The organism is Legionella londiniensis, assembly GCF_001467825.1.
GTDB classification, from domain to species: Bacteria; Pseudomonadota; Gammaproteobacteria; order Legionellales; family Legionellaceae; genus Legionella_A; species Legionella_A londiniensis.
Genome location: NZ_LNYK01000010.1, coordinates 57,857 through 83,186 on the forward strand (window position 1 = coordinate 57,857; position 25,330 = coordinate 83,186).

Genomic DNA, 25,330 nt, shown 5'->3' on the forward strand with positions numbered 1-25,330 from the left:
TCGCATTCGTGAATTGTTATCCTGCCTTATGCTCTGCAAGAAACAAGCAGGTTTCCAGAACAGAATCAGGATTCAGTGAGATGCTTTCAATCCCCTCCTGCATTAGCCATTCAGCAAAATCCTGGTGGTCAGATGGCCCCTGCCCGCAAATGCCAATATATTTCCCTTCTTTTTTACAGGCGGAAATAGCCATATGCAAGAGCATCTTGACCGCGTCGTCCCGCTCATCAAACTGGGAAGCAATTAATCCTGAATCCCTGTCAAGTCCAAGTGTCAACTGGGTCAAATCATTTGATCCAATAGAAAAGCCATCAAAATATTTTAAAAACTCATGAGCCAGTAAAGCGTTTGCGGGAAGCTCGCACATCATAATGATACGCAATCCCTCTTTTGTGCGCTCCAAACCATGTTCTTTCAAGATTGCAATCACCTGTTGCGCTTCCATAACGGTACGCACAAAAGGAATCATGATTTCCACATTCTTAAACCCCATGCGTTCGCGAGCTCTTTTTACCGCCTCACACTCCAGCGCAAAACAGTCTGCGAAATCGGAAGATACGTATCTTGAGGCGCCGCGAAACCCAAGCATTGGATTTTCTTCACGAGGCTCGTAGAGATATCCGCCAATCAAATTGGCATATTCGTTTGATTTAAAATCCGAAAGCCGGACAATAACGGGTTTAGGATAAAAAGCTGCAGCAATGGTTGCAATGCCCTCTTTTAAGCGCTCAATATAAAATTCCACAGGGGAAGGATATGCCGCGGTCTTATCAGCAATCGTTTGTTTCAATTCTTTATCGCTTAGGAAATCATATTGAAGTAAAGCTTTTGGATGAATGCCAATTGTATTGGAAATTAAAAATTCAAGCCTTGCTAACCCAACTCCTGAATTTGGAATCGCCTGAAACGCAAACGCACGTTCAGGATTTCCGACATTCAGCATCACTTTAAGGGGCAATTCAGGCATGGTGTCTACATCTAATTTCGTATGCTCAAAAGCCAGCAATCCCTGATAAACATAACCATTATCTCCCTCGGCACAAGACACGGTTACTTCCTCGCCATCCCTGATTGAATGAGTTGCATCCCCGCACCCTACTACAGCTGGAATACCAAGCTCCCGCGCAATAATAGCAGCATGGCAAGTGCGCCCGCCGCGATTTGTTACGATGGCGGCAGCACGTTTCATTACGGGTTCCCAGTCAGGATCCGTCATATCTGAAACCAGAATATCACCCGGCTCAATCCGATGCATTTCACTGATGTCTTTGATCACTCGAGCCCGCCCTTGCCCTATTCTCTGACCAATGCTTCGCCCTTCTGCCAATATCACTCCTGTTTCCTTTAAACGATATCGTTCTAAAACCTGCTTGCTGGCGCGGCTTTTCACGGTTTCGGGCCTGGCCTGCAGAATGTAAAAATTGCCATTCACTCCATCTTTAGCCCATTCTATATCCATTGGCCTGCCGTAATGATCTTCAATAATCAGCGCCTGGCGAGCCAGTAATTCAATTTCCTCTGACGACAGGGAAAACTGCCGCTGGGCTTTCTCTTCAACTGCAATGGTTTTTACCGTCCTTTCCGCGCCTTCCTGGTCATAGACCATTTTTAAGGCTTTAGTGCCTAAATTGCGGCGCACAATGGCTGATTTTCCTGCGCGCAGCCCTGGCTTGTATACGTAAAATTCATCGGGATTAACAGCACCCTGAACCACCATTTCCCCAAGGCCGTAAGAAGAAGTAATGAAAACCACGTCCTCAAATCCCGACTCGGTATCCATGGTGAACATGACGCCGCTTACCGCAAGATCACTGCGCACCATTTGTTGAATGCCGACTGAGAGCGATACTTCCTGATGGGCAAACCCATGATGGACGCGATAGGCAATTGCCCTATCATTATATAATGATGCAAAAACAGTTTTGATAGCCTGCAATACCGCATCAATCCCGCAAATGTTAAGCAGAGTCTCCTGTTGCCCTGCAAAAGACGCGTCAGGCAAATCTTCGGCAGTCGCAGAAGAGCGAACCGCAACACTGAAATTTTCATGCCCAATAGAGTTTGCAAGATTTAAATAGGCAGTGCGAATTTCATCCTCAAAAGCGCCAGTAAAGGAAGATTTAAGGATCATCTCGCGGATTTGCTTCCCAACTGAAGCGAGTTGCCGGACATCATCGACATCCAAGTTTTCCAATAATGCCGAAATTTTTCTGTTTAACCCATTATGGGAAAGAAATTCCTGAAACGCTTCAGCGGTTGTGGCAAAACCACCGGGAACTGCAACGCCAGCTGAGGACAAATGACTTATCATCTCACCTAAAGAGGCATTCTTTCCGCCAACCTGGGGCAGATGATTGATGTTCAAGTCTTTAAATTCCATTGTGTATGCAGTAACCGCCATATCTTATCCCAGTTTTAATAAAATGAAGGTCATTCTACTTAAATTACCCTATTTTGTGAATTGCATGTGTGCTGTTTTAATATTCACATCTTAGTCCGCATCTAATATCATATGGGCATTTCTGATTGCCAAGAATTGCTAATGACCCTATCTGCCTTAACAGCCATATCGCCCATTGACGGACGCTATATCAAAAAAACCCGTCCTTTATGCGCTTATTTTAGTGAATTTGCTCTGACTTATTATCGCTTACTGGTTGAAATCCGCTGGCTTGAATCATTAGCTGCCAATAGTAAAATCCGCGAAGTACCAAAGCTTAAAGCACAACAAAAAACATTTCTGCAGGATCTGCTGACCAATTTTGATGAAAGCGAAGCTTTAAAAGTAAAGGAATATGAAAAGCAAATCAATCATGATGTGAAAGCTGTTGAATATTACTTGAAAGAAAAACTTGAACAATCTGAATTCCTTGAATTACGTGAGATTACAGGGTTTATTCATTTTGCCTGTACTTCTGAAGACATTAATAATCTTGCTTACGCCCTCATGATGAAAGAGGCTATTGGGCATGTGATTTTGCCTACTTTGGCAGAAATTACAGGAAGCATCACGCTTCTTGGAAAGCAGCATGGCAGCATCGCCATGCTGTCTCGAACACATGGCCAGCCGGCAACACCCACTACAATTGGCAAAGAACTGATTAATTTTGTAGCCCGTCTAAAACGGCCGCAGCAGCAATTGGCAGAAGTTTTAATTGCCGCAAAATGTAACGGTGCTGTAGGCAATTATAATGCCCATATGATAGCTTATCCCGATATTGACTGGCGAAAACACTGCGCGAATTTTGTGAACTCCCTGGGTCTTTCGTTCAATCCCTATACCACCCAGATTGAGCCGCATGACGGTATCGCTGAAGTATCACACCTCATGATTCGCATCAACAATATCCTTTTAGACTACACCCGGGATATCTGGAGTTATATTTCTCTTGGCTACTTTAAGCAAAAAACCGTTGCTGAAGAGGTTGGGTCATCCACGATGCCGCACAAAGTCAACCCGATTGATTTTGAAAATGCCGAAGGCAACCTGGGTCTGGCCAATGCCTTATTTGATCACTTTGCCAGCAAGTTAACCAAATCCAGGCTGCAAAGGGATCTTTCAGATTCTACCGTAATGCGTAACCTTGGAGTTGCTTTCGCTTATACGCTCATTGCTTTTCATTCTATTGCAAAAGGGAATGATAAATTGCAAATCAATAAAAATGCACTGAAAAAAGATCTGGAAGAGAACTGGGAAATTCTTGCGGAAGCCGTGCAAACCGTAATGCGCCGTTATCATATACCCAATGCCTACGAAAAGCTCCGCGACCTGACCCGCGGGCAGGGAATAAACCGCGAGAATTTACAGGAGTTTATCCGTTCATTGGATATTCCCCCTGATGCCAAAGAGCAGTTACTCTCGCTCACTCCGCATAAATATACCGGACTTGCTTCCCAGCTGGTCAAGGCATTTTCATGAATAATGCATTATCCCAGCAAGGGCAAACCTATGAATACGACGCCCTCGTCATTGGCACGGGGCTTGCGGGCCTTCATTACTGCATGCAATTAGTGCAGTTAGAGCCTCATATTAAAATTGCACTCATCAGCAAAGATCAGGCTTTGGAATGCAACAGCCGCTATGCCCAAGGGGGGATTGCCGCTGTATTCTCCCCTGAGGATACAATGGAGTCTCATATTGAAGATACTCTACAAGCTGGAGACGGCTTATGCTACCGGCCTGCTGTTGAATTTATCATCCGCCAGGGGCCTGAAGCCATCAAGCAATTACAACGCTATGCCATTCAATTTAATAAAAAGCCGAATGGCAGTTATGAACTGGCAAAAGAAGGAGGCCACTCTCACCGGCGCATTTTTAACTGCGGCGATCAAACCGGGTTAAATACAGTTGAAGCTTTAATTGAAGCAAGCAAGCTGCAAAACCAAATTCATTATTTTGAATATCATGCAGCCATTAATTTAATTACCCATTACCATCCCCACCGTACGGATAATCAAGGAGAAGTACTTGGCGCCTATATTCTTGATTGCAACAAAAACCTCATTCACACTTTTTTGGCCCGCTGTGTTGTACTCGCTACTGGCGGCGCTGGAAAAACGTTTCGTTATACTACAAATCCTATGGTCGCAACTGGCGATGGGGTTGCCATGGCTTATCGCGCTGGCGCGCGGGTAGGAAATATGGAATTTTATCAATTTCATCCTACTTTACTACACCATCATACCTTGACTAACTTTTTGATTTCAGAAGCTGTTCGCGGCGAAGGCGGAATCTTAAAAAATGCCGACACGGGAGAGCGCTTCATGAGCCGCTATGCTCCTAACCAGTTAGAACTAGCCACCCGTGACGTTGTAGCCCGCGCCATTTTCACTGAAATAGAACAAAGCGAACGCAGTTATGTTTATTTGGACATTACCCATCAATCCAAATCTTTTCTGCAAAAACGATTTCCTAAAATTTATCAAACGCTCCTTTCCATCGGCATCGATATGAGCCAGGATATGATTCCTGTGGTACCCGCGGCGCATTATCAATGTGGCGGAGTTTTGACTGATGTATATGGCCGCACTGATCTCTTTCGGCTTTATGCGATTGGTGAAGTCGCATTCACAGGGCTTCACGGCGCAAATCGCCTCGCCAGCAACTCACTGCTTGAGGCTGTGGTCATGGCTTCAAACGCTGCGCGCTGCAGCATAGAAGATATCCGCACTCCCTGGAAATCGACAGGTTCTATCGCCAGCTGGAACTCCCCAGGAGAGGTCAATATGCGCCGCGCCAGTCAAATCAACGCCCACTGGCGGAGTTTACGTGGCGAAATGACCTCTTATGCGGGCATTGTCCGGACTGAGGCAGGCCTTCAAGATTTGCTACAATTAATATTGAAAAGAAATAAAATAATCGAAGAATATTACTGGAAACACAGTATTACCAGAGATTTAATTGAATTGCGCAATATCATCCTGAACGCTGAATTAATTGTCCGGGCTGCCTTGTCCAGGAGAGAATCCCGGGGAGGACATTATCGTGAAGATTTTCCTTATAAAAAGCCGGAGACTCAGGAAAGCATTGCCCGTTCCAATTCACCGCAACCCCCTTTTATATGATTGTCAGGTAGTATATGTTTAAACAAGATGTCTCTTATCAGCCCGAAAAAACGTTGATGCACATTCATCATGACATGAGCATCTGCCAGAGTGATTACCCCCTCGATTGGTATCAGGAAGAGTTTATTCCTTATGCTGAAGAATATCAGGCTTTACCTGATCGTAAACTCAGCACAGTGCTGTCCTGGATGAAGCCCTACATGAAGAAAGCTGAGGCGCATTTTGGCGATCAATTGCTTCTTCTCGCCCATTATTATATGGGAGGAGAGATAGTGAGGCTGGTGGAGCAATTTGGCGGCAAGGTGGGTGATTCTTATCAACTGGCGCTCATGGCTGCCAATCATCCTGAAAAATCCATCATTATTGAATCAGCTGTGCATTTTATGGCTGAATCGATCAGCATTCTTGCCAATCCCGGGCAACAAGTCTATATCACAAATCCCAAATCCGGCTGCACCATGGAAATGCTTGCCAAGGATTTTATGGTTGAGCCTGCTTTTCTTGATTTAAATGAACGATACGGCCCAAAGAACATATTGCCTGTCTGCTATATGAATACTTCAGGGCGCGTAAAAGCCATGACCGGTGCCCAGGGAGGCGCTGTATGCACGAGTTCGAATGTTAAAAAAATATTTCAATGGGCAAGAAAGCAAAACAAGAAAATACTTTTTATCCCCGATCAGCACATGGGCGAAAATGTCGCCTGGTGGCTTGGGATAAACAACATTGCCTACTGGCCAGGCGGCACTCAAGGCGCGCAATATTCTTTGCTTGCCCAAGATAAAGAAACCATTTCACAATTTGATAGAGCTGAATTGATCCTGTTTGCCAGCGAATGTGCTGTTCACACTTACTATGAACCGGAAATGTGTGATTACTGGCACGGTCAGGGTTATACCACAGTCGTTCACCCAGAATGCCGCAATGATGTCATCCGCCTGGCAAATTATGCAGGCTCTACTGCATTCATTTGGGATTTTGTCGCAAATGATAAAGCAGGCACCAAACGCTATGCAATCGGTACGGAAAATCACCTGGTGGAAAATCTAAAGCAGTTTTGTAAACCCTTAGGCATTCAAGTTGTCAATTTGGCAGAAGTGCCGGCTACTCTCTCACAAAAAAGTATGGGTTGCGGCTGCGCTACGATGTCGCGTAATGATCCGCCTCATCTGGTTGCTTTGGTTGATCTGCTGCGCCAGGGTAAAATGCTTCCCTATAATGAGGTTAAAGCAGGCGATGTAGTGAATGAATTTACCGGGTTAAGAAACCGGCTGAAACAATTCGATCAAAACTGGGTCATCCACAACGCAAAGAAGGCATTGCAGATGATGATTGATATTACTGAGGAAAGAATTTAAATCCCACATCTGCAGGGAATCAAAAACACTTAGAAATAAAATAAACAAGCCGCAACTGAGGCAGTACACTCATAACCGCCAAGTGTTTTATGCCAGTTATAATCCATACTGGCCGGCACATGGACGCTTGCTTGTTTCCAAATGGTGTAATAACCCAAAGAATTTTCATAGGTGCAGGCGACGCCGTGGCCTCTGCCCGCAACCAAAATATTGGCACGAGTGAATTGAGTCCCTTCTTCTCCCTGCACACTGTTTTCAGAAAAAGGACTTAACTCCCAGGATGGCGGTACTTCACCCCAAAGTAAAGAGCTATTACCGGGATCAGGACAATTTGCCGCAAACGCGGCATTCATGCACAGCAGTAAGACTGAACCAAAGAGAATTTGTTTTTTCATTCACACCTCAATCACGGGTTTTGGGATAATGCCGATTTACTGAATAAACGATTGCGCTACGCCGACTATATCGCAATTCTTTTCCCTGCCGCAAGAGATCATATTCCTCCTGCTTTTTCGTCCCGTATGAAGAAAATTTTTAAAATACCCATTGTATCAGTAAAGTTCTTTGCTATAATGAGCCACCTGTGCCGGGGTGGCGGAATTGGTAGACGCGCCGGATTCAAAATCCGGTGGTGGTGACACCGTGTGGGTTCGAGTCCCACCCTCGGTACCATTGAATAATTTAAAACACTTCTCAATCATTCACAAAAACACCTAATTTGCTGATTGCCTTAATCTTATTGAGTTATTTTCAACGAGCCGTTATTTTTAATATTGAAGCGAAATGATTCACAAAACTTGTATTACCTTTACCCTGAGCCGCCGTGTCAAAAATTAATACTGTTAACTGCTTTGACTTGACTGATTGAATGGCCATCCCAAAGATATTCAAAATGTTTTCCTTGAACGGGAATAGTTAATGCCGGCGGTCTTAGAATTGCAGCGCAGAATGAGTTCTGGCTTCGAACACTTGGGTAATATATTCCCCATTGATTGTCATTCTTTACTTTTTTTCCAAATGCTTGACTAATCTTGTATTGATTTGGATTTGGGTTCAATAAATGATGATACTCGCTGCCTGTTATATCAACTAGAGGCTTTACAACGTTTGCGACATATTCCCGCATGGTTATTTTGCAAGCAGGCTCGTTGGAAGCGCTATAAAACAGCTCACGGTGAAAAACTGTTTCCTTTATAGCAGCCTTTTGCGAATCTGCCGCATAATAAATACCAAAGGTTTCATCGGAGAATCGAGATGGATATCCGATATGGGTAAAAGCCGCCATAAGTGGTGTAGCCCCTTGCCCTCCTACCCAATCCTCCTTAGGCACTAAATTCAGTTTTCCATATTCTGTGCTAAGCCTGTCATTTGTAAGTCCCTCAAGAGCTGCTATTTGCTCTAACTCCTCCCGGTTCTCTGCCCAATCAAATAGAGAAACCGGCGGAAACTTGGAAGGAAGGATTCTATGAACTCTCTTTTGTACATCGATGTAATGATACACTTAATACCCTCGCCAAAAATCCAAAAACCGCCTTACCTCGGACAATCTTACGATACTGCCTTCCAGCATAAATTCTTTTGGTGTTTTTCCATAGAAAGGCGGCAGTGAGTTATTGCGGATTATCCAGCTCATAGCTTGCTGCCTGTCATCAAATAGAATGACAAGAGCCTTATAGATACCTAATAAATAGGAAATACGCTCTAACTGATCCCGATTTAATTTTCCTTGATAATGCCCAATGCCTGCATAATAAGTTGCCTTGGGTATATCTCCCATCAAGATCATAGCTTCTCTGGGTTTAAAGCTAAATTTATATACAAGTTGTTTTAAAGATTTCCATGCGATAGCATCTGAAATCTTCAGTGAATTTGCAGTTGCCAGTTGCACTGTGTTCTCCCGTTAATTTTTTATAATGTTAGTCTAAATTTAGATTTTTGTCTAATTTAAGACTAAATAAACAACCATGCCAGCCGCATCTAAAGACCAAAATATGACAGATTGGCTATCGACAATAAAACCTGATACTGTAATAGGGTTTTACCGCAAAGATAAAGGACTATTGGCTATGGCTACTTTTTTTGGATATGAGTTTAATATGCCGTCTCTACAAAATATTTTCGGTGCCGCAACCTCATCCTCCTGCGCGCGAAACGCCGGGCGTTTGAATTTGGGAGCGCAAGTTTTAGGTTCGAGCCTTAGCATCATTCCAGGCTCAAATATTCCTGCTAAATTTTCCCAAATATTAATTTCAGGGTTTACAAGCATCCGCCCGGAAACCCATGTTCCAGAAAGACTCCTTCATATTCTACAAGCCTTAATCGCAGCGACTGAAATGGGATTAGAAATTACTTTGTTGTTTCAAAACCAACAATGTCATGACTTAACATACAATATTTGTAAAGCAGCCTATCTAACAAAACTTCTATACGCAGGCATCCTGACGACAGGGCAAGTTTTCAGTGAAATATCTAAAGATCCATATGTCCCGAACACTCAAGATCAAGAGCAGCAAACAGAGCACTCACATAATCATAAAGAGCAGACAAATGAGGCACAACATGATGAAAACCGCACACAAGTTATCACCATTTAATTGCCTGGTTATAAGGATTAATTCCACCAAATTCGGTAAATTTGATATCATCATTACCAGGGAACAGCCCTATTTGAGTACTGAGCTATCCTTGTACTTCAGCCATCTGCCACAAGCTACGATTTAAAATGAGAAGGAAGGGAATAAAGCCCAGTGCCAGTAAAACTGAAATTTGATACAAACCTACCCAGCCAAACCAGGATTGCAGCAGCGCCGCAACTGGGCCGGAAAAAACCCGGGGGATTGTTGCCAGTGTCGCCAAAAGAGAAAATTGTGTTGCAGTGTAGCGCTTATCGACAATACGCATAAACAATGCGACCAGGGCGGTAGTTGCCATGCCGGCCACAAAATTATCGCACACTATCGCAAATGCAAACAAAGTCAGATTTTTTCCCGCAATTGCAAGGAGCACAAATAAAGAATTAGCCATCGCCTGCATAATGCCAAACCACATGAGCGCCCTGTAAACAGGCCATTTGGTTAGAATGAATCCGGCAGTTAATCCACCGGCTAAAATTGCAACGATCCCCATGAACTTATTCACATACCCAATTGTCGACAAAGAAAATCCCACACCCTGGATTAAAAAAGGCATAACAATACCGCTGGTGGTAGTAGTAAATGCTTCTCCAAATTTATAAAAAAGAATAAAAAGGATAAGCGAGACAAAGCGCGGTCGGGTAAACAGTTCTTTAAGGGGAGCAAAATACGCGTTTACCATAGAAATTTTTTCAGTCGATTTTGAAGGTTCAGGGCTATAAAATACAGCCGCCATGCCAAAAATCATCAAAAACCCCATGAGGCGGTAGGTCACGGCCCATCCCGCATACTGCGCAAGAATCAATGCCAGACTTCCAGAAACCATCAGGCCCAACCGATAGCCGAAAGTAGCATAAGAAGCGCCAAGGCCATGTTCATGCAAAGGCAAATATTCCGTACGATGCGCTTCAATCGCCATATCCTGAGTAGCTGCAAAACAGGCAAATAAAAACGCCAGTACTGCGAGCATCTGAGATGAATCTTCTGGTGAAAACCAAGCCATGAAGTTGAATCCCAAAAGCAGTACCATTTGGGTCGCAAGAATCCAGCTTCGTCTTTTTCCCAATGAAGTCAGCGTATAACGATCAAGAAGAGGCCCCCAGAGAATTCGATAAACATAAGGAAGGCCAACAAGACTTAATAATCCAGTTGCCATGATTGAAATGCCAGATGCAGAAAACCATGCTTGCAAGGTACTGGTAAGTAGTGATAAAGGGAGGCCGGAAGAGAATCCCAAAACAAAAACAATAAATAGACGTTTATTCATATTATTTTTTCTTAGGCTGGCTCAAGTGAAAGTAGAGCCTGGGCTACAGAAAAGGATAAATAATAAAATTCTGCTCAGTTACTCCATGTAAGCTGGGAGTATTTCAAAACCATCTCTTTTTGCAACCCAGCGAAAACTCAATAGGTAATGGCGAGTGCAATTTGCACGCTTATAAAATATTCACCTGAATAGCTAGAGCCGCCATCCAGATGAATTCAATGTATTTTCAAAAATGCGTGCTAATTACGCTTCACTTTTATTGACTTCAAGTAAATGAATTTTAAATATCAAGGTTTCATTTGGTCCAATTGGCCCGCCAACACTGCGTGGACCGTATGCCAGATCTGAAGGGACATAAATTTCCCATATCGCGCCTTCTGACATTAATTGCAGTGCTTCTGTCCAACCGGGTATAACCTGGGAGAGCTTGAATGTCGCGGGTTTACCTGTTTTTTCAGTGCTGTCAAACACTTCGCCATTAATCAGGCGTCCGGTATATTCGACAGTTACAGTATCCTCTTTACCGGGCTTTTTTCCGGAACCAGATTTAATGATTTTATATTGCAAACCGCTCGGCAAAGTTACAACGCCTTCTTTGGCTTTATTTTCTTTCAAAAAGGCTTCACCCTTTGCTTTATTTTCTTCGGCCTGCTTCTTGTATTCGGCCGTGCGCTTGGCCATTAAATCCTTTTGAAACTTATCAAGTACATCCCGCATCTGATCTTCAGTCAACAAAGACTTATTGCCGCTGATACCGTCTTGCAATCCTTTGACTAAAATTTCGGGATTTACATCAATGCCCTGGCGTTTAAAATTTTTTCCAAGATCAATGCCAATGCTGTACGAAAGCTTATCAATATCGCTATCCAGCGCAGGTGTTGTGGTTGCAGCCATTGTTGTTGTCATTGCAAGACTCATCGCAGCAGCAGCGACCAGTTTCATTTTCATAACTCATCCCCTTTGTCTTCCATATGATAAATAATGCAAAAATGCCCAGCTATTTTGCCTAAACTAAATTTGAAATACTAGGGTTTGGCAACATTTTATGCGATACGAGGAAACTCTAATTATGGAGAAAGAATAAATGTTATGCTGGCAAATGGTTCAGGCAGATCAATTGCCTGAACCAAAATTGATAACCGGTTTTAGACAAACATGCGCTGAACTGCAAGCAGCTCATTTTTCCCCTTGCAATGGGCAATCATGGCATCCCCTCTGGACAACAATTCATTGACCAGCGGTTTGATATGGCCAGGCACTGCGGACATTCCCTCACGCAAGGTTTTAATCAGATTGCTTAGCTTTTCTTCCGTAATAGCCTCATCTCCGGCATGTGCTTCTTTAAAATTAAAGACAGCGTTTGATATTTTCCGAAGCGCTTCCCTGTGACGTGCCGGATTACTGAAAAAATTACCAATCTTTCTTAAAATGTCGTTATTCCTTGGATCATCCGGGCTAAGGTAAGTTTCCTCACAGTGATTTGATAATGCGGTAAAGAGTGACCCTGCCAGGGATTTGAATTGTTCCTGGTGTACCTGTTGATAAACCTGAAACTGTTGCAGATGCGTCTTGTCTTTAGACCAGTGGCGAAGCACCATATCCTGCATCTGGTTTAACGTGTTCAATAAGCGGCTTTCTCCTCCACGGTTGATCTTAAACCAGCGAGGACGCAATGTATTTTCTTGCAGATCAGCTTCGAGAATAAGCATTTTCGTCTGCATGATGGCCGTTAGCACAGCCTGGTATCTGCTCTGCCCATCAATTCCTGCATTAAAACTGTCATCTATACCCTGTTGAATTTGATCACACTCCATTCTCCTGGTAATTGATTTAAACCAGCAGGATCGGTATTTAGCCAGCAACATATTGAGATCAGATTGCAATTGGTTAAAATCCGTATTCGGCTCAAACACCGAGGCGGAAGGATCAGCAATTGTTGCCAGTTCATCCGTCAAACGCAGCAACTCACTGTGCTGACCTCCGGTTAAATCAGAGATCCGATGCACGCTTTTGCACGGCTCACCCAGCAAAGTCTTGGTATGATTCGTATACCGCTCATAAGCAAGGCTTAGAAGCTGATTATTGGATTCCATATCCCACAGGGTTTCCTCACCGATTTGGGTTTCGGATACGGCATCATCCTTGTTAAAGACTTGCTGATAATGAAGATGCATATAAATGCTTCGCTCTTTTTGGGTATGTTGATTAACAAACTCAAAATATTCTGTAAGAGAAGCATCCCCAAACATGGCTTCTGGCTTGGAGTTATTGCGAGAAGCTACCTCATAGAAGCGCTTCATGACTTTCAGCACATCTTCTCTGGCTTCTTCACTGACAATCTTTGTTGCCAAAAATTCTGCTGCATTATCAAACAGCGGCATGGCAGTAATAGTGCCGTCAAATAGTTTAAGCAAAGAGTGTAAAATGGCCTCTTCTTTGCCTTTAAAGCGTTCAATACCTCGAAGTAATACGGTTATATCTGCATTTTGATGGTTTTGCCTGTACTGATGAACCCGCATTAAAAGCTCTGTCAACAGATCGATTTTAGCCAGCGGTATTGATTCATCGCTGAGATATTCCATCAATGCAGCAAGAAGCTCAGGCTGGCAATCAAACGCTTCTTTGTATTTTTCTGTATCATCCAAAAGCTTCATCAAGCGCGTATGATTCAATCCAGAGAGCGCCCTCAGCAGACCTTCTTTTTGGTTGTTTAATCTATTTTCAATAAAATGACGCATACTCTCTAAAGAAACAGCATAACCTCCAAATTGCTCATTTTTCTCCTGCTTTGTCGTTAATATTGTATCCAAATGGTTCCAAAGCTCTAATAATTGTCGGCTATGCATGACTATTGCATCAATTGACATCGCTTTGAAACAAATGGTTGTAACCTCAAACCAGGATTTGCCGCCAAGCTTAATGCTCCACTGCAAAAAGCCGTTCAGGGATCCAAGCGAATGTTTGCGCAAAGCCAGCTCTTGCCAGAGAGCCCGCAATTCCTGGGTATATTCACCATCACCTTTAGCCCACCAGGTATTGGTTTGTTTCATGAGAGTCAAAAACGTATCCCAGTTTTCCCCTTCCTTGCAATGCTCCATGACCTGACAAAAATCAAGCAAAAATGGAACTCTTTCTTCTTTTGGCAAGGTACCAGCCCAGTTTTCCAATTGCGCCAAGGCACGAAGGCGCTGCTCGGGAGCGTTCTGGATAGCTATATTTAATTGCCTTAAGGCGGGGTCAAGTTCTCCCTGTTTTAGATCAAAGGCTTTCACCAACCGCCAGATAGCGTCAAAATGCCGGTAGCCAAGATGTTTGCTGTGCTTCAGGCGAAGCTTGAGTTCATAAGGCGCATCTTGATGCATATGCATCAGTTCAGGCAGATGCTCAATGTACTCTCCCACCCACATTTCCTGCTCATGCACTGTGAATTTTTGCAGATCACCTAGATGCTGAATGACCGGCAATGCGGCATGCCACCGCTTTTCTGCAGGCAACAGGCTTGGTGCGCGCAAAAACTGCAAAATGCCTTCTTGGTGTTCTGGCAATAGATTGTTTAATGCTTTCTTGCAGGCAAGCTTGGTATTTGCGCTCACGCCGTCAAATAACCTGCCCTCAGGAATTTCTATTTCAGAATGGTCAAGGATTGATTGCCATTCCTTGGATGGCTTTTCGATTTGTTCTACAGCAATTCGTAATTTTTGCAGAAACTGTGAGAAAGAATCGCAACTTGCAGCATCCCTTGCAAACTCCATCAACCTGGCTTCATTCTTTTCAAGAATAGCGAGCCACCCTGGTATTGTTTTTTCCAGTTTCGCATCATGGGCATCAAACTTTGCCAGTACACGGCAAATCTCTGCTTTTGCCCAATCCCTCATTGAATGCTTTTGTTCAGGGCGCGGTACAACGAGTTGAATCCTGGTCTTTGCATGCCGATTAAGTTGCAAAGGCTTGATATCCTGTTTTAGCGCTTGCTGGCATTGGTTGGAAAAAATATGAGTCCCACGCTCAATTTCCTGGCCAATGGCTGCTATTTTTTTATTTACACCAAGCTTGTGATCGCTGCTGATATCAATCCATTTTTTATCCAGTTCTTTTAATAACGCGCTGAATTTACTGGTTAACTCCGAGCGAATTTTAGGATCATCAATTTGACCTAAATTTTCCATACCCCAACTTGATAACTGCGCAAGATAACTTCGATAGCCCTGATTAGCTGCGTTTTGGAGGGCAAACACATATTCGCGAAGCAACATAACCCGTTCAAAACATCGTTCAGCATCAGAACTGCCGGCAACCTGCTTTAATTTTTCATCAACTTCAGCCATTGATTTTTTTGCCAAAAAATTCACTTGTTGCAATAAAGCAAATTCTTCGTTTTCCAATTCAGAATTGATATAAAACTGAAATACTTCTCCTTCGGCACCATTTCTTGCAGTGCGTCCGCCTTTTTGCAATTTGTCGTTGGTATCGCTGACATCAAACAGAAAAACAGCTTCAACGCCAACATTATCCCCCCGGCCAAAACCTGAAGCCACAAGCCCTACAGCCTGCTGTTTTTTACCTCCCCGCCATTGCTCTAAAATCTCTTTATCTTTTAAAACTTCAGGAGCGCTCCTATGCTCTTCGTTGGTATAAAAGATAAATTGCTTAAGTTCCTGCTCAGTTAATTTTTGCTTAAGTTGCGCTTCAATTGTTTTAACATGCTTGTCATTTTTACAGGAAAAAAGAATGGACTGCCTGTTTTTCAGGCAAATGCGAATCTGCTTAACCAACGCATCCAGGCGTTGATTCTCGTTTTCATAAAATCGAGGTTTATGCCATAAGCGTAAATCACGTTGATTGGTTGGAACCTGCAGTACCTCAGTACCTTGCTCAGCATGTAAAGCCGCAGCCTGGGCTGCAGAAATGGTACCGGAAAACCCTTCCCATTGGCCCCAAAGCTCGCGCATGCGCTGGGCTGCAACCTGAGAGCTGATAATGTTGCTTTCCGGGTGAATATGGAAATTCTGTGCTTCTCCTCTCTGCCTTGCTTCCGTATTCAAGCGCACAGCAAGCAACTGCTGAACGCCCGCGCTAAACGTTGAACCAATCATTTTCTGATTATCAGATGAAAGCGGAATAATTTCCCTCATCGGGTAGGATTCATCACCCACTTCAATATTTTCTTCGCGGACAGTAAAGCCAACTCCCCATTCCAGGGCGTGCGTTTCATGCGCTGCCTGCAACCATTGCACCAATTGTAAGGGATCGCGGACGATCCGGTCCAAAATGTTTTCACGCTCTTCATTGCCTTCTGCAGCCTGTTTTAAGGCCTTATAAAATTCCTGAAGTATTTTTACATCAATTGTTTTTGTCTGCATCAAGAACGTTTCATTCTGCTTGTAGAAAGCGTTGACTTCCTGATAGAACCAGGTCATCTGTTTTGGCGTTTTGCCGGTAGGACGCGCATAGTTGTATTCTGTTTTCGTCCCTTCTTCAAAGCGAATAAAGTCAAACTCATCAAATAAAGCAACCCGTTTATGAATCTCTATCCTGACCGGCGTTCCAGAATAGCTTTGTTCATCAAGAAACAATGAGATATCGCCAGTGGTTGAGTAGCGTATTTGACTTTTAACATAATCATCATGCGATGATTTGGGGTGAATATAGGCGGTCTTGAGATTAAGGTAGTCAAAGAAAGCTTTGTAATCTTCGAGATCCCGCTCTGCAAGCGTTCTTTTTGCGGTACAGACATCAACAGTTTTACCAAGACCGGCATGTCTTGCCGCCCGCATTGCAATAAAGTGACTCTTGCCTTCGCCAGTTTTCAAAAGCACTATGCGTGATTGGGCATTCATACAACTGTCATTGGCTATCAATGAAAATTGCTGGGCAAGGTGGGGATATTTTTGCGTAGTACGACCCATCACTTCAAACAACACAGCCCAGATTTGTGCTGCATATTGAGTGCTATCCGGGTGTTTTCTCGTTTTATCAGAAAGCTCCTGATAAGCCTTCGCCAGTTCTTCCTGACTCATGTGAGCCACAGAATGTTCATATCCATCGATACGCTCAGAACCATTTTCCAAATGCTTCAAATGAGCAAAAATCAGTGTCAAACGAGAGGCATCGGAGAGAGAGAGGCTCGTTTTCTTTTCTCCTTGCATCACAGTTGCCTCTGAAATCATACGCTGCAAATCGACTTCACGCATGGCGCTGACTGTTCCATAATCCACGCGCAACAGGGAATAGGGATGACGTAAATATCCATCAAGGCACTCTTTAAAGCTTAGATGATTATCCTTTTGTTTTTTCAAAAGCCTAAGTATGTCTTCAGCTGCAGGTGAGGGCTGCCTGGGATAGCAGGCTGCTAAAGAAGCCAAGTCCTCAAGAGCCATCTCACCTAAACGGCTCACGAGTTTTGGCGCCTTTTTATTTAACTCGTATTCATACACATCATGGTCTTTCAAACCGGGATGCAAGGCGCTGTAAGCAATGATTTTTAAAATAAGCGCCTGTTTTTTTTCATCCTGAATGGATGATTTAATCTGACTATACAATTTCTCCTCATGCTCACGGGCACTTAAGGCTTTCATCCATATCGCCGTGATATCAGACCAATCAGATAAACCGGAACCTTCGGCATGCTGCAACAGCCAGCAACAGCTATGAAAGCGTGATTCAAGCTCGTTATTGTGTTTGGCCTTGGCCAAAATTTCCAGGACATGCCCACGGCTTGCGGCATAGGTCTCCGTAGATAAAGTAGCCATAATCTGGTTAACCAGTGCGATCCGACCTTGCCAATTAAATTCTCTGAGCGCAAGCTGACACAGCCTGGCTTGCTCATCACGCTCAAAAACCGTATTTTTCAAAATATTTTTGATGGCAATTTCTAAAGAATTTGGAAAATTCCTTTCCACACTGTCGATTGATTTTGCAGATATTGCCTGCTCTTTAAGCAATACTTTTAACAATGAGATAGGGAATGAAATTTCTTCATTTTCGGGCTGCAAGGCACGAAGCATTTGATAAAAATAACTTGCGCTCCAGTATTTTCCTTCATCGGTCTTTTCAAGGGTAGACAATAAAGGTTCAATTTCATTCAAGTAAGTGCGATTGAGCTGCAATCGTTTCAGAAAACGCATGATGGGTTGTAAAGCTTCTTTTGCATCTGACTCAATCGGCACTGCAATATGCCCTTTGATAAAATTCCACAAACGAGCTTCATGATCCACAAAGAAATTAAGCTCATGGGGTCCATCCTGCTCTCTGGTAGTCAAGGCTCTGAATTCACCGTTTTTTGAATATTTAAAAAGAATATTTTGCTCATTTAACGATTCGATAAAACGAATACGAAATCCAGCTGTTTTGCCTGGCTCTTTATTCATTGCCTTGAGGCAGTCAATGAATGCTTGCCAGTTTTCATGGCTCTCTAACGCTGACAAATCGCTGTTTTGGTAATCAATGGATAATAACTGCCTGATCAGAAGATTTAATTCCTGCATTACCACAGGTTTAATTTCATGCGTGGCCTCATAAAACTGTTTTAAGTTATCGGTATTATAGACACCAAAAAGAGTTGCCAGCTTGAATCCTGCAAGATAGAGTGACTCTGGATATCCAATATCAGGCTTAAGGGAGCCCTCTGCCCCTTTAGCAAACAAGGCATAAAGCTTATCAAAATCCTTTTTCTCTCGGTGCTCACATTGATACAGAATACTGAAGGCTTCAAGAAACGTACCGTTGGGATATTGCTTGAGAATATTCCCTATATTCTGCTGCTTCATAAACTCAGTAAGTGCTGCCATTGCTTCCAGACTGAGATTTAACTGCTGATTGCCGAGTACATAAACTGCCTGATGCAGGTGCAATGCGATAAGCTGAAATTGAGTTGCATCCACTTTTTGCAAGGTTTGCAAAATATCGTTTATATCATGCGCATTATACTGGGTGTAGAAGAGCCATATTAAATAATGCCTGGAGACAAGTTCTGCATTGCCCAGAGCCTGTACGAGAGTCCTGTATGCTTCATGGCTAAACCGTGACTGGGAAGCCAAAGCCCGCTTGATATTAAGCGGCGCGTCACCCATTCCCCACTGGTACAGATTAGTCAAATCCGGAGCATAGGTAGGAGTTCCTCCTGCAAAATCATATAACTTCAGGTCTTCACTAAAACGCTTAAAGTTTTCATGCTGAAGGGCATAATGGACACCGCCATGGGTTAGATCGAGCTTTCCGAGGCTGGCTAGAAAGCGCTGCTGCTCATCGGCATTAGGAATATGCTTGAGACTTGCGAGGATTCTATCCATACAAATCAACATATTTCCTGGCTCGACTGCGTCAAATTCATTGCCTTTCAGTTCGAGTCCTAACTGCTCCAACTCAGCCGTGAAGTAGTCAAAGCCGCGCCAAAGGGTTTCAATGCTTTCCCAGTCAACTCCCTGCATTTGTTTGGTTAACACGGCTTGCAAGGCAAGCTTTTTGCCCAGCGCTTGATTGGGATTTAATTTTGTCATCATGTCATCCAGCGTTTTAAAGCAAGCGGGAGACATAAAGCAGTTAAATGTGTTTGTTGTGCTTAAAACAGATTGGTGGAAAACAGCGAAAAATCCCTCGCCCAGGGCATTTTCAATTTGTGAAAACTTGCGTAACAGCAAAGTGACGCCAGAATCGCCATATCGGTAGTAAACCTGCCCTATGGCGCGCAAAAATTTCTCATCAAATCGATGCTGATCCAACCAAATCTGAAGTTCTTTTGGCTGGTTTTTAAATAACAGTTGGCTGATTTCCTGATTCGATAGCCTTATCGTTTTCTCATCCAACGCTAAAAATTGCTTAACTCCCTCTTCACCAGCATAATGCCAGGCCTGCAAAAATATCAGCCAGTTATTGAGAATTTTTTGCTTAGCACCGACTTTGCTGCCAAACACGGATGATAAAATAGAGGATTGCTCAAGCTTTAACGACGGATTATTGATTTTAAAAAGCTCATACTCTTTAGAGTAATCTTTCTGCTCTAGCTGTAGTTGCGCAAAAAGCTTAATGTGTTTCCAGGCACTCTCATCAAGTTTATTCTTGCTTAAGTATTGTTTTAAATCAAATTGGCGGAAATCCCCTTCCCAGGATTCTGCCTTAGGTTTTCTGGCATCTAAATTAATTGTCAGATTAGTTTGTGTATTCACATAGGAAAGTTCAGGGCTGTAACATAAAATCAAATGTCCATTTTTTGAGCGTTGCGTATAAAATCCTTTTGGCAAGTTATCAAGATTTAATCCGGAAGCAAGCTTGCCATGCTTGCGTAATAATGCCTTGGCCGCATCCTGGGTCATGAATTTGATGACATGTTGCGCATCCACTTTGGGCGCAGCATTAATCCAGGTGTGGAAAAATTTCTGCAGCAAGGTTTCATGTTCTTGCTTTAAAGGAGCATACCGTTCATCAATATCGTTTTCTTCCTGATATTTTTTTAAAAAACCACCCAAAAGACGGTCGATATTTGTGTAATCAACCAGTTCTTCGGCAATGGGATCCTCAATGACATTAATAATGACTTTTTGCTGCTCCTGCTGAATCTGACGGTTTTGTTCAATTTGCATTTGCTGCTGCAGCTGCAATTGAACAACGCCGCCCTTTTTAAGAGGCCAGGTTTTATCAAAGTCATTAAAGTTCAGCTCATTAACTTCTTCTTCAGAGTCATAGTCTATGTCATCGTTTATTTCATCTATAACATCCTGCTTTTCTTCGGCCAAAAAAGCAGTAAAGTCACTCTCTTTTTCTATTTCCTTAAGTGTTTTTCTGCCCGCCAGTTCATGGCGATTATGCAAAATAATGTCATTTAACAATGAATACTGATTGTAAAGCAGTTTCAAATCGCCTTTCTGATTCTCTTTATCTTCAAGTTCAGGAATAACCACAAGGCTGGTCCATGATTCTTTCACGGCAATTTCAGATAATTTTTGCAAAAACTGATAACGCGCTTGTAAATCAAAATCGTTCGTTAAAAATTCAGTGAGCTTTAGTTTTTCAAATCGTTCAAGCTTATTGATTTCACCGAGCATGACGCATAATAACTCGTCATTTCCCGGATGATAGGCAATACCGAGCTCATTAAAAGGAAAGTACTCATTCTTCTTGAGGTAATTAATGAGTTCTTGCAGATACTCTTTAAACTGATGAGGCTCACATGAAGCATAAAACTGAGGTTTGTTGCGGCCATAAACCCGCTCAAGAAAATCACGCTCTAGGGGATCTGATAAAAAGCCCAGTAAATGCTTTAATCCCAAAAGTCCCATCTCATGAACGCAGCGCTTAAAGAGCTGATGTTCCTTTTTGAGTTCAAGAATCGCTGGTTCTTCATGTAAATGTACCAGCCAGTACTTTGCAGCCTGACGCCAGTAATCATCGATCAGCGGCGGCAGGTAGCCTTTTTCTTTAAGCCAGCGATTGCGGGCAAGGATTGGCAGCAATTCTGCCTTAACAGCAGTCAAAGAAGAATTACCCCCAACAATGAATTCCGTGACGAATGCATTGTTAGTCATATTTTGCACAATAAATTGTTGCTCTTCTCGATTCAAAGCGAAAGGACTGGGCAAATCGATTTCAATGCGTCGCTTTTTAGACTTGGCCCGCATCAGTGCCAGTACCATCATGCTGGCATAATATTCATCCTTCGAACCTGCGCGGCGCACTGTTTGGGGTAAAAAATTGAGCCATCTATGATTCGCTTTTGTTTCTATACAGAGACTTTCATGCGCTTGGGATAATGAAAAAAAATCTATTTTTTCAGGAACCGTCAACTTAATGGAGGCAGCATCTTCATGAACAAGCTGCGGGTAATTTTTTTCCTGGCATTTTTGCATCGTTCTTGCAAAACCAGGGGGCAACGTGCGCTGTGCGCGATTATTACTGGATTCAAGAGTTTCAGTAGGATCTGAATGAGCCAATATTTTTAAAACATGAGAAATATCACCTGCGCAAAACCGCGCCTTTTTTATTTCTCCCAAGACGCTTGCGCTGGCAACTTTCACCAAAGGCGAAGAAGGATACATTTCATTTGCTGGAGGCAAAAGCATTTTAAAGCCTTTGCAGGCAAAAAGATCATATTCCGTTTTATCGAGTTTATAGCTTAATCCAGGGTTATCCCCGCCAAAATGAAGCAGGATAAAATCTTTTAAGAGAGAGGGAAAATCGGCATCAACATCAAAATTCCAGGCATGGGCAATGTTTTGATCAAGCCACGCGATGGCTGCATATCCTGTAGATGGCAGGCTGTTTGCGGTGGATCCAAGGTAATTTTGATGGTTAATTTTGAGATTCAGGTTAGATTCTAAAGATTTTTTTTCTCGTTCAGTCAGCGGCGATTCGCAATAAACCCGCGGTTCAGATTGAGACAAATCTATAACGCCCCATTTGGGTACTGATTTTAAATCGTGATTAAAGTTAACCAACAAAGCTTTTTTTTGTTTCAGGGCTTCTATATCCAAAAACGGCATATGTTGTAAATGCACAGCCGCAATTTCATCTGCAGTATTTTTCTTTTTTAATTTTCCGATGCCACAAATGAGGCGTTGCATGTCTATCAAGCTTAGAGGTTCTGCGATTCTTAACTCTTCAGTCGCCATTTTTTCAAGAAATGCAATTTGCCTTGTCTGTTGATTGCCGGCAGACGGTACAAAAATAAATTGTTTATAGTCGTAGTTATCGATATTCTCTTGTAGTTTTTGAACCACTTCCCCGACCGTGTATAACTCCTCCAGCTCTTTCATGCAGGTTTCAAAAAAACGCCAGTAACTGCCTGTGTTTTCATCCTTCCTTGCCTCAAGCTCCAATGCATCGAGCCGGAAAATATCACCAAAATATTCATCAATTGCTTTGGCAATGGTTTCAAAATTTTCAACATTCAATTTTGCTTTAAGATGAGGATAAGCATCGGCGTACATAGTAACGATCTTCCAAGTATTGAGATAGAATTAGGGCAATGTTGTTTGTTGCGTAATTACATCTGCTTAAATTATGGATGGTTAGTATAAATTAAATACTTTATTTCAGCAAATATAATTCTGGACTTTGGCCATTTTTGATTTTTGACTTAAATCAATCTAAATTGTTGATTTGTCATCCCCGAGAAAGCAGGATCCATGTACAAATTGGCATATAATTGTCTTGAAAGATAGATTCCCGCCTTCGCGGGAATGACAATATCAAAAATCGCTAAAGTCGAGTTAATTTACGCTTGCTTAATCGGTCATAAAAAAATCAATAATAAAACTATGCAAATATTAACTGTCAGTGAACTAAACCGCGCGGTTCGAAATCTGCTCGAATTTGAAATGGGTGAAATCAGTGTAAAAGGTGAGGTTTCTAATTTAAGTAGACCTTCTTCCGGACATTTCTATTTCACTCTGAAAGATGAACATGCGCAGCTGCGCTGCGTATATTTCAGAAACCGCCACCATACTGCTCCTTGCAGCTTGCAGAACGGCTTGCAAATGATGGCTAAAGGAAAATTGAGCATTTATGAAGCCCGCGGCGATTACCAGCTGATTGTTTCTGAACTTTCTGAAATGGGCGAAGGTGATCTGTTTCGCCAATTTGAGCTTTTAAAAAAGAAACTGGCGCTATCGGGTTTATTCGATACTGCAAAGAAAAAACCTTTACCCCGATTTCCGCGATCCATCGGCATCATCACATCAAGCAGCGGCGCTGCACTCCGCGATATCTTAACCACTTTAAAAAGACGATATCCGATTGCAACAGTCATCGTTTATGCCAGTGAAGTACAGGGCAAGCAGGCAGCACCTCAATTGATTAAGGCGCTAAAAGCCGCAAACCTGGATAAACGATGTGATGTTTTAATTCTGGCTAGAGGGGGCGGCAGCATAGAAGACTTATGGGCATTTAACGACGAGAAATTGGCTTATGCCATTGCTGAAAGTTCCATTCCTGTTGTTTCCGGCGTCGGCCATGAAACAGATTTTACCATTGCAGACTTTGTTGCAGACTTTAGGGCAGCAACCCCAACCGCCGCGGCAGAAACGATAACTCCAAGTTACACTGATCTGTTCAATTACCTAAAGGATATGGAGACAAGGTTGTATAATGCAATCCTTCGGCTCCTGCAGCATAAAAAATTGTTGCTGAAGCATCAAATGGAAAAAATCATCGCGCCCAGGTGGCTGATTGAAACCCAATGGCAAAAACTTGATTACCTGACCAATCATTTACATCGCAATATGCAGCATAGCTTGCAGGAAAAAAAACATAGGCTGCATTTTTTACTCAATCGCTTAAAGCATCAAAATCCCAGAATCTTATTAGCGCAAACTAAAATACACCTGAAGTTGCTTGAAGAAGAAATAAAACGGCATGCCATGCGGCAAATTACTATTTATCGGCAGCATTTGCAGACCTTGCTTGCCACTTTGCATGCGGTCAGCCCTTTAGCTACACTCGATAGAGGGTATGCGATTGTCAGCCACCAACAAAAGATCCTGTTTTCTTCAAGTCAGGTTGAAATAGGCGATGAAGTCGATATACGCCTGGCGCAAGGAACATTGTGCGGTAAAATTACGGGAAAAGGAGATTAACAGCATGAATTTTGCAAATAAACTAATCAGTTCCTGGGCTTTATTCTTATTTTCTACAGGCAGCATATATGCCGCAAATCTGCCGGAAAACCATGCAGTCAACGGCGGCCTTACAATTGTACCCATAGATATCAAGGAGAAACCTGAAGTATTTTACAAAAATTGCCGCATTGCTGTCACTGAAAGCCCCAAGCCAAATCAATGGCTGCTGGTGGTTGGAGTTCCCCTCGATAATAAAAACCCAATACAGGAATTAGAAATGATTAAGCCGCATCGAGGCAGCATTCCTTTTCACGTTAGCAATAAATATTACCCAACCCAGTCTTTAACCATCAGCAATCAGCGTAAAGTTGATCCGCTAAAGGCAGATCGAAAGCGCATTGAAGATGAAAAAAAACGTATGGCTGATATTTTTGCCCAATATTCAGGAGAAAATCCTTTCAAAGAATCATTTTCAGCCCCTGTACATGGCCCAATCAGCAGCCTTTTTGGCTTAAAACGGGTATATAATAAAAAACCGCGCGCACCCCATACTGGATTAGATGTCGCAGCACCTGAAAACTCCCCGGTGAAAACCATCAGTCGGGGTACAGTTGTTGATGTGCATGATTATTTTTTTACCGGTAATACTGTTATTGTTGATCACGGCATGGGTATTTTTTCTCTATATGCCCATCTAAAGGATACTCATGTGGAAAAAGGCCAAAAACTGAAGAAAGGCGATTTAATCGGTACAGTAGGAATGACAGGCCGTGTTACAGGACCGCATTTACACTGGTCCATGATCATGAATGAAACATTTGTTGACCCTTTGCTTTTTGTCTCAGCCCAAGAAATTCGCACGATATCTGAGAAACCCCAAAAAAAGGATGGACAGTAGGCTTTGTTAGCAAAGCGCAATATGGGAAGAGAGATTTATTGTTCCCGGATTAAGATCTTCGG

Annotated in this window: 13 protein-coding genes and 1 tRNA gene; 7 read left to right on the forward strand and 7 right to left on the reverse strand. The window is 42.8% G+C overall.

What is annotated here, in order from left to right; genetic code table 11:
• Window positions 1–16 precede the first annotated feature (16 nt).
• Window positions 17–2,401 carry a phosphoenolpyruvate synthase gene (gene ppsA, locus Llon_RS03145; RefSeq protein WP_058528619.1) on the reverse strand — a complete coding sequence of 795 codons (2,385 nt, stop codon included), beginning with the start codon at window positions 2,399–2,401 and terminating at the stop codon, window positions 17–19.
• Window positions 2,402–2,542: 141 nt separating this feature from the next.
• On the opposite strand from ppsA, the gene purB reads away from it, so the two are divergent.
• From purB to nadA, 3 genes are read left to right on the forward strand one after another with little or no spacing between them, the layout of a single operon-like run.
• A complete protein-coding gene (gene purB, locus Llon_RS03150) occupies window positions 2,543–3,919 on the forward strand; it encodes an adenylosuccinate lyase (RefSeq protein ID WP_058528685.1) in 1,377 nt (458 codons plus the stop codon).
• Window positions 3,916–5,565: an L-aspartate oxidase gene (nadB, locus tag Llon_RS03155; RefSeq protein WP_058528620.1), complete on the forward strand. Its 1,650-nt coding sequence runs from the start codon at window positions 3,916–3,918 to the stop codon at window positions 5,563–5,565. Before purB ends, nadB begins: the two co-directional genes overlap by 4 nt.
• Window positions 5,566–5,579: 14 nt before the next feature.
• Window positions 5,580–6,923, forward strand: coding sequence for a quinolinate synthase NadA (nadA, locus tag Llon_RS03160; RefSeq protein WP_058528621.1), 1,344 nt, complete (start codon window positions 5,580–5,582; stop codon window positions 6,921–6,923).
• A gap of 29 nt (window positions 6,924–6,952) precedes the next feature.
• Here the strand turns inward: nadA and Llon_RS03165 are convergent, their stop codons facing one another.
• Entirely contained in the window at window positions 6,953–7,318 is a 366-nt protein-coding gene (locus Llon_RS03165; protein WP_058528622.1) for a DUF3757 domain-containing protein, read from the reverse strand.
• A 190-nt stretch (window positions 7,319–7,508) separates the two neighbouring features.
• Here Llon_RS03165 and Llon_RS03170 point away from each other — a divergent pair.
• Window positions 7,509–7,595 (forward strand) — tRNA-Leu (locus Llon_RS03170).
• 154 nt (window positions 7,596–7,749) lie between these two features.
• Here Llon_RS03170 and Llon_RS03175 read toward each other — a convergent pair.
• Window positions 7,750–8,424, reverse strand: coding sequence for an RES family NAD+ phosphorylase (locus Llon_RS03175; RefSeq protein ID WP_058528623.1), 675 nt, complete (start codon window positions 8,422–8,424; stop codon window positions 7,750–7,752).
• A complete protein-coding gene (locus Llon_RS03180; protein ID WP_058528624.1) occupies window positions 8,425–8,811 on the reverse strand; it encodes an MbcA/ParS/Xre antitoxin family protein in 387 nt (128 codons plus the stop codon).
• A gap of 103 nt (window positions 8,812–8,914) precedes the next feature.
• Here Llon_RS03180 and Llon_RS11605 point away from each other — a divergent pair, with 103 nt between their 5' ends.
• On the forward strand, window positions 8,915–9,517 hold the full coding sequence (locus Llon_RS11605; RefSeq protein WP_176579706.1) for a hypothetical protein: 603 nt from the start codon (window positions 8,915–8,917) through the stop codon (window positions 9,515–9,517).
• Window positions 9,518–9,602: 85 nt separating this feature from the next.
• Here the strand turns inward: Llon_RS11605 and Llon_RS03190 are convergent, their stop codons facing one another.
• The 3 genes from Llon_RS03190 to Llon_RS03205 all read right to left on the reverse strand — a co-directional run bounded on the left by Llon_RS03190 (window position 9,603) and on the right by Llon_RS03205 (window position 22,741).
• Window positions 9,603–10,823, reverse strand: a complete 1,221-nt coding sequence (locus Llon_RS03190) for an AmpG family muropeptide MFS transporter (RefSeq protein WP_083503249.1) — start codon at window positions 10,821–10,823, stop codon at window positions 9,603–9,605.
• A gap of 243 nt (window positions 10,824–11,066) precedes the next feature.
• A complete protein-coding gene (locus tag Llon_RS03200) occupies window positions 11,067–11,771 on the reverse strand; it encodes a BamJ family beta-barrel-assembly machinery protein (RefSeq protein ID WP_058528628.1) in 705 nt (234 codons plus the stop codon).
• Window positions 11,772–11,968: 197 nt separating this feature from the next.
• Window positions 11,969–22,741, reverse strand: a complete 10,773-nt coding sequence (locus Llon_RS03205; RefSeq protein WP_058528629.1) for a hypothetical protein — start codon at window positions 22,739–22,741, stop codon at window positions 11,969–11,971.
• A 330-nt stretch (window positions 22,742–23,071) separates the two neighbouring features.
• On the opposite strand from Llon_RS03205, the gene xseA reads away from it, so the two are divergent.
• Window positions 23,072–24,388: an exodeoxyribonuclease VII large subunit gene (xseA, locus tag Llon_RS03210; RefSeq protein WP_058528686.1), complete on the forward strand. Its 1,317-nt coding sequence runs from the start codon at window positions 23,072–23,074 to the stop codon at window positions 24,386–24,388.
• Between the two features lie 4 nt (window positions 24,389–24,392).
• Entirely contained in the window at window positions 24,393–25,268 is an 876-nt protein-coding gene (locus Llon_RS03215) for a M23 family metallopeptidase (RefSeq protein WP_058528630.1), read from the forward strand.
• Window positions 25,269–25,330: the final 62 nt, after the last annotated feature.

Coding starts and splice junctions, on each gene's coding strand:
- Llon_RS03190 (WP_083503249.1), bottom strand. CDS start 10,823: ATGAATAAACGTCTATTTATTGTTTTTGTTTTGGGATTCTCTTCCGGC.
- Llon_RS03215 (WP_058528630.1), top strand. CDS start 24,393: ATGAATTTTGCAAATAAACTAATCAGTTCCTGGGCTTTATTCTTATTT.
- ppsA (WP_058528619.1), bottom strand. CDS start 2,401: ATGGCGGTTACTGCATACACAATGGAATTTAAAGACTTGAACATCAAT.
- Llon_RS11605 (WP_176579706.1), top strand. CDS start 8,915: ATGACAGATTGGCTATCGACAATAAAACCTGATACTGTAATAGGGTTT.
- Llon_RS03205 (WP_058528629.1), bottom strand. CDS start 22,741: ATGTACGCCGATGCTTATCCTCATCTTAAAGCAAAATTGAATGTTGAA.
- Llon_RS03165 (WP_058528622.1), bottom strand. CDS start 7,318: ATGAAAAAACAAATTCTCTTTGGTTCAGTCTTACTGCTGTGCATGAAT.
- Llon_RS03200 (WP_058528628.1), bottom strand. CDS start 11,771: ATGAAAATGAAACTGGTCGCTGCTGCTGCGATGAGTCTTGCAATGACA.
- purB (WP_058528685.1), top strand. CDS start 2,543: ATGACCCTATCTGCCTTAACAGCCATATCGCCCATTGACGGACGCTAT.
- nadB (WP_058528620.1), top strand. CDS start 3,916: ATGAATAATGCATTATCCCAGCAAGGGCAAACCTATGAATACGACGCC.
- nadA (WP_058528621.1), top strand. CDS start 5,580: ATGTTTAAACAAGATGTCTCTTATCAGCCCGAAAAAACGTTGATGCAC.
- xseA (WP_058528686.1), top strand. CDS start 23,072: ATGCAAATATTAACTGTCAGTGAACTAAACCGCGCGGTTCGAAATCTG.